Below are 2,828 nucleotides of genomic sequence, written 5' to 3' on the forward strand. Positions count from 1 at the left end.
GTTGTCGTCATTGTCCTCGGAATCTTCCGTCTCCTGGTCGTCGCCGAGTTCCTCGGCCATCTCCATGGAGGCGAGCATCTCTCGCACGACCCGGGCGAACGCCTGCTGGTCGCCGAGCTTGGCCGACAATCCGTCGAGGTCGGCCTTGGCCTTCTCCTCGACCCAGGGGCGCCAGAGCTCGACCAGCCGCTCGCCGCTTTTCGGGACCGGACGGCCGGTCAGCTTCTCGCGCACCATCAGGGCAAGAGCTTCCTCGATCGGCGCGTCTGCCTTGTCCTTGATGTCGACGAGGTTGGCCTTGGCGTATTTGTCCTCCAGCATCGAGCCGATATTGTCGGCGACGCCCTGCATGGCGCGTGAGCCGATCGCCTCGACGCGGGCCTGCTCGACCGCGTCATAGATGGCGCGGGCCGCCTTGCCTTCCGGCGCCAGCTTGGTGTGGATGCGCACATCGTGGCAGGCGCGCTTCAGCGCCATGGAATCGCCGAGGCCGCGGGTGATCGCAATATCGGTCTTCGACGCCTTCTTCGGCAATTCGGGCAGACGCGCACGGCTGCCGGCGAGCGCCGGCCGGTCCTTGGCGAAACCGACTTCCAGTTCCTTGTCGCCGGCAATGGCGCGCATGCAGACGGTGACGGCACGCTTGAAGCTGTCGGCTTCAGACCCCGTCTTCGACTTGTTGCGCGTGTTGTCGCCCGGCCCCGCCATTGAGACTGTGCTTACCCCAGGACCACGTTGGCGGCGCTCTCGGGCAAATCCTCGCCGAAGGCGCGCTGATAGAACTCGGCCACCACCGAGCGCTCCAGTTCGTCGCACTTGTTGAGGAAGGTCAGCCGGAACGCCATGCCGATATTGCCGAATATCTCGGCATTCTCGGCCCAGGTGATCACGGTGCGCGGGCTCATCACGGTCGACAGATCGCCGTTGATGAAGGCCGAGCGCGTCATGTCGGCGACGCGCACCATCTTGTTGACGATGTCTTTGCCCTTGCCGTCGCGATAGTGCTTGGCCTTGGCCAGCACGATGGCGACTTCGTTGTCGTGCGGCAAATAGTTCAGCGTGGTGACGATCGACCAGCGGTCCATCTGCGCCTGGTTGATCTGCTGGGTGCCGTGATAGAGGCCGGTGGTGTCGCCAAGGCCGACCGTGTTTGCGGTCGAGAACAGCCGGAAGGCCGGATGCGGGCGAATGACCCGGCTCTGGTCGAGCAGCGTCAGCCGGCCTGACGATTCCAGCACGCGCTGGATGACGAACATCACATCCGGACGGCCGGCATCATACTCGTCGAAGCACAGCGCGACATTGTGCTGGTAGGCCCAGGGCAGGATGCCGTCGCGGAATTCGGTGATCTGCAAGCCGTCCTTGACCACGATCGCGTCCTTGCCGACGAGATCGATACGGCTGACATGGCTGTCGAGGTTGACGCGCACGCAGGGCCAGTTGAGGCGGGCGGCGACCTGTTCGATATGGGTCGACTTGCCGGTACCGTGATAGCCCGACACCATGACGCGGCGGTTGTAGGCAAAGCCCGCAAGGATCGCCATCGTCGTGTTCTTGTCGAACAGATAGTCCGGGTCGATGTCGGGCACATGCTCCGATGTCACCGAATAGGCCGGCACCACCATCTTGGATTCGAAGCCGAATTTCTCCTTCACCGACACCGTCGTGTCGGGCAGGTTGGCGATGTCGCGATCGACCTTGTTCATATCTCTCAACGTCTCCACGGGCGAAACGTCTGATTTCGCCGGCAATCGATTTTGTCCGGGGGCGGTCTTAAAGCCTTTTCCAACCTTATGAAAGTTGGAAAACGACACGAACCGTATGGTCGCTCAGCACAGGCCCGCCTGTTTGAGCACGCGATAGGCTTGCAGCACATCGCGGAACCGGTCTTCCGAACCTCTGTCGCCACCATTCGCATCCGGATGGTGTAGTTTCACCAGTTCCTTATAGCGCGCCTTGATCTCCTTGCCAGTCGCCTTTGTATCAAGACCAAGCGTTTCCAGCGCCTTGGCCTCAAGCGGCTTGGCCTTGCGCTCGCGCGCCTCGCGCGGATCCTTGGGTCCCTTGAACAGGTCGAACGGGTCGCGCATGCGGTTATAATAGCCGGCGCGGCCGGAACGCATCTGGGCCATATCGGGCGACGACCGGGTCGAGGCCCCGTTGGCGCCCATCTTCCAGGTCGGCCGGTGCCCGGTCATGGCTTCCTTCTGGAAGCGCGCGACCTCGGTGTCCGGTACGCCGGAAAAGTAGTTGAAGCCCTTGTTGTACTCGCGCACATGATCGAAGCAGAAGTGGAAATACTCACCCTCCTTCATGCGCCCGACCGGCGCACGATGGGTGCCCGCTTCCTTGCAGCCGTCCCACTGGCAGATCGGCGAGTGCGACTTCAGCTCCGCGTCCTTGTCGGGGCGGACGCGAATCTTCTCGAAATATTTGGGGTACGGCTTCATCTTACCCATTTATGGGGCGTTCGCAGATGCGAAACAAGAATTGACATTTTCGCGATCATCGCCCTAACCGCTGAATCGCGGCATAAAGCAGGCGAATGGCGGATTTTGTTGCGCGGCGGCGGCCCCTCGCGAAACCGATTTTCGGTTTCCAGGCCGAGACGCCAACGATATGTGGTGAAGGGAGATGGCGATGTCCATACAGGCGACCATGGAAGACAAGCTCAACAAGGCATTTTCGCCGGACAGGCTGGTTATCATCAACGAGAGCCATCTCCATGCCGGCCACCACCATCACGGCTCCGACCATCACGGCACTTACGACGGCACCGGCGAGACGCATTTTCGCGTCCGCGTCGTCGCTTCCGCCTTTGCCGGCAT

3 protein-coding genes and 1 pseudogene are annotated in these 2,828 nt (G+C 61.8%); 1 reads left to right on the forward strand and 3 read right to left on the reverse strand.

The features are described 5' to 3' along the window. From EN914_RS30660 to EN914_RS30670, 3 genes and pseudogenes are all read right to left on the reverse strand, one after another. Positions 1 to 708, reverse strand: a pseudogene (locus EN914_RS30660) (cobaltochelatase subunit CobT); the annotation flags it as partial. Between the two features lie 11 nt (positions 709 to 719). Next, positions 720 to 1,706: a cobaltochelatase subunit CobS gene (gene cobS, locus EN914_RS30665; protein ID WP_013529367.1), complete on the reverse strand. Its 987-nt coding sequence runs from the start codon at positions 1,704 to 1,706 to the stop codon at positions 720 to 722. A 123-nt stretch (positions 1,707 to 1,829) separates the two neighbouring features. Further along, positions 1,830 to 2,459 (reverse strand): J domain-containing protein, encoded by a 630-nt coding sequence (locus tag EN914_RS30670; RefSeq protein ID WP_013529366.1) that lies wholly within the window; start codon positions 2,457 to 2,459, stop codon positions 1,830 to 1,832. Positions 2,460 to 2,640: 181 nt separating this feature from the next. Here EN914_RS30670 and EN914_RS30675 point away from each other — a divergent pair. Further along, positions 2,641 to 2,828 (forward strand): BolA/IbaG family iron-sulfur metabolism protein (locus tag EN914_RS30675; protein ID WP_127389488.1); only part of this gene is annotated, 188 nt, incomplete at its 3' end.

Origin of the sequence: Mesorhizobium sp. M7A.F.Ca.CA.001.08.2.1 (assembly GCF_003998455.1) — a bacterium.
GTDB classification, from domain to species: domain Bacteria; phylum Pseudomonadota; class Alphaproteobacteria; order Rhizobiales; family Rhizobiaceae; genus Mesorhizobium; species Mesorhizobium ciceri.